This is a genomic window from Streptomyces sioyaensis, from assembly GCF_004122735.1.
Classification (GTDB): domain Bacteria; phylum Actinomycetota; class Actinomycetes; order Streptomycetales; family Streptomycetaceae; genus Streptomyces; species Streptomyces sioyaensis.
In genome coordinates this window covers 1-5,035 of the sequence record NZ_SDIF01000227.1, presented here as the reverse complement: position 1 = coordinate 5,035, position 5,035 = coordinate 1, and the positions used below count along the sequence as shown (strand labels likewise).

4 protein-coding genes and 1 pseudogene are annotated in these 5,035 nt (G+C 70.0%); 2 read left to right on the top strand and 3 right to left on the bottom strand.

What is annotated here, in order from left to right; all coding sequences use genetic code 11:
• Together EST54_RS33195 and EST54_RS33190 are read right to left on the bottom strand one after the other, a co-directional pair.
• Positions 1–230, bottom strand: a pseudogene (locus tag EST54_RS33195) (dehypoxanthine futalosine cyclase); the annotation flags it as partial.
• Positions 231–447: 217 nt separating this feature from the next.
• On the bottom strand, positions 448–1,347 hold the full coding sequence (locus EST54_RS33190) for a menaquinone biosynthetic enzyme MqnA/MqnD family protein (RefSeq protein ID WP_129251389.1): 900 nt from the start codon (positions 1,345–1,347) through the stop codon (positions 448–450).
• A gap of 249 nt (positions 1,348–1,596) precedes the next feature.
• On the opposite strand from EST54_RS33190, the gene EST54_RS33185 reads away from it, so the two are divergent.
• Positions 1,597–1,800 (top strand): cold-shock protein, encoded by a 204-nt coding sequence (locus EST54_RS33185; protein WP_003984261.1) that lies wholly within the window; start codon positions 1,597–1,599, stop codon positions 1,798–1,800.
• A gap of 793 nt (positions 1,801–2,593) precedes the next feature.
• Complete coding sequence (locus tag EST54_RS33180) at positions 2,594–2,905, top strand: hypothetical protein (RefSeq protein WP_129251388.1); 312 nt, start codon at positions 2,594–2,596, stop codon at positions 2,903–2,905.
• 124 nt (positions 2,906–3,029) lie between these two features.
• Here EST54_RS33180 and EST54_RS33175 read toward each other — a convergent pair whose 3' ends face one another.
• Positions 3,030–4,979 carry an AMP-dependent synthetase/ligase gene (locus EST54_RS33175; protein ID WP_129251387.1) on the bottom strand — a complete coding sequence of 650 codons (1,950 nt, stop codon included), beginning with the start codon at positions 4,977–4,979 and terminating at the stop codon, positions 3,030–3,032.
• Positions 4,980–5,035 lie beyond the last annotated feature (56 nt).

The following is a 5,035-nucleotide window of genomic DNA, read 5'->3' as shown; positions in this document are numbered from 1 at the left end:
CAGAACTTGCACGCCGTCACGCACACGTTGGTGTAGTTGATGTTGCGCTCGATGATGTACGTCGCGATGTGCTCGGTGCCCGCGTAACGGCGGCGGCGCACGGCGTCGGCGGCCTGGCCCAGCGCGTGCAACGGGGCGGAGCGGTACAGGTCGAGCGCTTCCTGCGGCGTGATCCTGCCGCCCTGCGCGGCGCGGTCGAGCACGGACTGGAGGTCGGCGTTCTCGGTCACCGGGGCGTCCCTTTCACAGGCGGGCATCACGAACTGGACCAGCGTACGTCAGGGGTCCGACAGCCCCGCCTCCGGTCAGCCGGCGCCCGGCACGGGCCCCTGGTCAGCGCCTCATACGCCCGTACGCGTCGCCGCGGCCGGCGCCTCAGCCAGCCCGGCGCCCAGCGCCCGTACGGTGTGCCCGGGCAGCGCCCCGGTCTCGGCGCCGGCCGGTTGGCTACCCGGCCGGCGACGTCAGCAGATCCACCTTCACATCGGCCGGGAACCCGGTCGTCGGCCCGACGCGCCGGGCGAATTCCGTGACCCCCCGCAGCTGGGCGGGCCCGAAACGGAAGTCGAGCGTGGTGAAGTAGCGCTCCAGGACCGGCTCGTCGAAGGTCTCCCAGCGGGCCGCCTGCTCAGCGACCTTGCCGACCTCCTCCAGCGACAGATCACGCGAGGCCAGAAACGCCTCGTGCACCTTCTGCACCACGACCGGCTCGCGCTCCAGGTACTCGCGCCGGGCCGCCCAGACGGCGAAGACGAACGGCAGGCCCGTCCACTCCTTCCACATCTGGCCCAGGTCGTGCACCTCCAGGCCCAGCCGTGGACCGTCGTGCAGATTGGCGCGCAGCGCGGCGTCACCGATCAGCACCGCCGCGTCCGCCTCCTGCATCATCACGCCGAGGTCCGGCGGGCAGGTGTAGTACTCGGGCCGCACCCCGATCTTCTCGGCCAGCAGCAGCTGGGCCAGCCGTACGGACGTCCTGGAGGTCGAGCCGAGGGCGACCCGGGCGCCGTCCAGCTGCTCCAGCGGCTTCTGCGAAACGATCACGCAGGACATCACCGGGCCGTCGCAGCCGACCGCGAGGTCGGGAAAGGCGACGAGGTCGTCGGCGGCCCGCAGGAATTCCACGAGGGTGATCGGCGCGATGTCGAGCTCCCCGCGGACCAGCTGCTCGCTGAGCTTCTCCGGCGTGTCCTTGGTGAGGTCCAGATCGAGCAGGGTGCCCGTACGGGCGAGGCCCCAGTAAAGGGGCATGCAGTTCAGGAACTGGATGTGGCCCACTCGCGGCCGGCTGCGACGGCGGCCGGCGTCGGCTCCCGCGGGTGCGTCTCCGAAGGTTGAATTGTCCACATGCGGAGGCTAGACCTGTCCCGCCAGGGGCAGCGCGGCGGGTCGGCGCATGGACGTTAGTGCGGTCGGTTAAACGTGATCTTTGGCTCTTCCGCCTTGCGAGCGCACCATGCTAAGCTCAGCGCAAGTTGCAGTTTGGTTTCCCTTGCAGTACAGAGCCTGCGGAGCATGTGACCCCGCAGGCTCTTGTAGTTTCAGACTTCTTTGCAGGTTCTGGAGCAGGGCAACCCTTTGGCCCAAGGAGGGCTTATGGCTACCGGAACCGTCAAGTGGTTCAACGCTGAAAAGGGCTTCGGCTTCATCGCCCAGGACGGCGGCGGCCCGGATGTCTTCGTCCACTACTCGGCGATCAACGCCTCTGGTTTCCGCTCCCTGGAGGAGAACCAGCAGGTGAACTTCGACGTCACGCAGGGCCCGAAGGGTCCGCAGGCGGAGAACGTCACGCCGGTCTAAGTTGCCTGGCCCGGAATCTTTCCAGGTCGTTTCCAGCAGTACCCAAGGAGCCCTGCTCCGCCATTTCGGTGGCGAGCGGGGCTCCTGCCTTTTCCTGCCGACGACCGGCTTGAATGGCCATCGCATGAATTTTTCTCGTCCCGCGCATGACACACCCATCGGGCGCAAGCAATGCGGAATTTCTCCGGCAATGCGCGCACCGCTCGCCACTGCCCCGGCAGCAGTCATCTCCCTCGTTCGGTCGCAAAGAGTCGCAAAGAAACGGGATCTCGCCGCGCCCGGACGGGGCAAGTAGAGCGGTCGCTCAGCGGAAAACCGTGAGCACCAAGGGAACCCGCCGAGGTGGCGAGAAGGCGGGAATCCAGACCGTCCCGATGACGGATGCGGCGATCAGCGGCGCGCCTCACCACCACCAACGGTCACGGACCCTTGGGGGCCAGCGGGAGCGCCGTCGTCGCATCCGACGCTCCGACGGTGGCCACGAGGACGCCGAGCCCGCGGAGGCCCGTCCGGCGAGCAGGCAGACCCAGCCGCACATTTTGGCGCAAGTGCCCACCGGTACAAAGAAGTTGCGGCAGATGACGAAGTGATCACGGAAAGTGGTCACATCGGAACATGGCGCGGCATACCGTGGGCAGAATGAGCGAGCACTTGCCCCCGCAGAAGACCTGTCCCGACTGTGGGGGCAGAGGCACCGTGGACTGGGAGACGCCGGCCGGCGACACGGTCACGACGCAGTGCTCCGGTTGCGGCGGCACCGGCACCGTCCTGGCTTAGGGGAGGCGAAGGCGACATGGCGCCCTTGGGAAGGAACGGTAAGCCGGTCGGCCTGGACGCGCAGTACGTCGGCCGGCTGCCGTGCTCGACCTGCGGGATACGTTCGATGAAGCTGCCCGGCCAACAGGGCGGGCTGTGCATTCCGTGCTACGCCGAGGAGTGCGCGACGGAGGGGCGCCGTGCGGCGACGGCCGGGGCCTGGGTGACCGCGAGCTTTGTCGGCGACCCGTGCCTGGCCTGTGGCTCGCGGTCCGTCGACGCCAACGGCTGGGCGTTCTGGTGCAACTCCTGCGATATGCAGACGGCGGTCGCGCTGCCGCCGCGGTGAGCGGGTCCCGCCCCGGGCCCGCGCAGCGCCGCGACCTCGCACGTCAGACCCCGTGCCACCTCCCCCACAGAGGTGACACGGGGTTCCAGTCTGACGCGCCGGGGGCGAGGGCTCCAGAGCGGGGTCACCCGCTTTCGTAAAGGCTGGCTATGTCTTTGGCGAAATCACGGGAGACGGCGGCACGGCGGAGTTTCAGGGATGGGGTCAGATGCCCGGATTCCGGGGTGAAATCCACCGGGAGAACGGCGAAGCGGCGAATGGATTCAGCCCGGGAGACCAGTGCGTTGGCGTCGTCCACCGCGCGCTGGAGATCGGCGAGCAGGTGCTTGTCGCGGAGCAGCTGCTCGGACGGCACGCCCTGCTTCTTGTGCATCTGGCACCAGTGGGCGAGGCCGTCCGGATCCAGGGTGAGCAGGGCGGTGATGTAGGGGCGGTTGTCGCCGACGACCATGCACTGGCCGACGAGGGGGTGGGAGCGGAGGCGGTCCTCCAGGGGCGCGGGGGCGACGTTCTTGCCGCCCGTGGTCACGAGGATCTCCTTCTTGCGGCCGGTGATCGTGAGGTAACCGTCCGGGTCGAGTGATCCGAGGTCGCCGGTGGCGAACCAGCCGTGGTCGGTGGTGGGGCGGGCCGCGCCGAGGGCGGCGTCCCAGTAACCGGAGAAGACGTGTCCGCCGTGGATCAGGATCTCGCCGTCGTCGGCGATCCGCACCGCGGTGCCGGGCAGGGGCCAGCCGACCGTGCCGATGCGGGGGCGCAGCGGTGGCGTGACGGTGGTGGCGGCCGTGGTCTCCGTCAGGCCGTAGCCCTCGAAGATCTCGATGCCGGCGCCGGTGTAGAAGGCGGCGAGGCGGTGGCCGAGGGGGGAACCGCCGCAGAGGACGTGGCGGACCCTGCCGCCGAGGGCGGCGCGGATGCGGCGGTAGACGAGCGGATCGTACAGCTTGCGGGCGGCTTTGAGGGCGACGCCGGGGCCGGGGCCCGTCCCGTGTTCCCTGGCCTCGACCGCCTCGCCGTAGTGGCGCGCGACGCGGGCCGCGCGGTCGAAGGAGGAGCCCTTGCCCATCTTCTCCGCAGTGGCCCGGCCGGTGTTGAAGACCTTCTCCAGGACGTACGGGATGGCCAGCAGGAACGTCGGACGGAATCCGGCCAGGTCGGCGAGCAGGTCGTCGCTCTGGATGCTGGGGGCGTGGCCGAGGCGGACGCGGGCGCGCAGGCAGCCGACGGCGACCATGCGGCCGAAGACGTGGGAGAGCGGGAGGAAGAGGAGGGTGGCGGCGGGCTCCTCGCTGACCGACGTGAAGATCGGGTACAGCAGCTCGACGGCGTTGTCGACCTCGGCGAAGAAGTTGGCGTGGGTGAGGGCGCAGCCCTTGGGGCGGCCGGTGGTACCGGAGGTGTAGATGAGGGTGGCGAGGGCGTACGGGCCGGTGGCGGCGCGGCATTGGTCGACCGCCTCGTCCGGGAGGTCCCGGCCCGCGGCGATGAGCTGGGCGACGGCGCCGGTGTTGAACTGCCAGAGGTGGTCCAGAGCGGGGAGTTCGCCGCGCAGTCCGCTGATCAGCCGGGCCTCTTCGACGTTCTCCACGACGCAGGCGCGGGCACCGGAGTCGTGCAGGATCCACTGCGCCTGGTGGGCGGAGGACGTGGGGTAGAGGGGGACGGTGACCAGACCGGCCGCCCAGGCGGCGAAGTCGACGAGGGTCCACTCGTAGGTCGTACGAGCCATGATCGCGAGCCGGTCGCCGGGGCGGAGACCGTGCGCGATCAGGCCCTTGGCGACGGCGCGGACCTCGACGGCGAACTCCGCGGCGGTGATGTCCCGCCAGGTACCGCTGGGTTGCTTGCGGGCGAGCACGACGTCGGCGGGCGCCTCGGCGGCGTTGGTGAAGGGGAGGTCCCCGAGCGAGCCACTGCGGACGGGCGGGGCCAGCGGGGGCACGTAGACCTCCCGGACCGTGCCGTTGACCAGGGTTTTCTGGGGCTCCCGCAGGCTGCGGGCGGCGGCGTCGGCCGGGTCGGCGGGTGGTGCGTCGAGGGGTGATCCGGTGGCTGCACTGTCCTGGTGGAACACGAGCGGCTCCTCGTTTCGCCTGTGGAGTGCGGAGGGGGGTGGGGCGGGCGCATGGG

Bases quoted from the DNA above. Each gene is read 5' to 3' on its own strand.
- EST54_RS33180 (WP_129251388.1), top strand. From the start codon at position 2,594: ATGGCGCCCTTGGGAAGGAACGGTAAGCCGGTCGGCCTGGACGCGCAG.
- EST54_RS33185 (WP_003984261.1), top strand. From the start codon at position 1,597: ATGGCTACCGGAACCGTCAAGTGGTTCAACGCTGAAAAGGGCTTCGGC.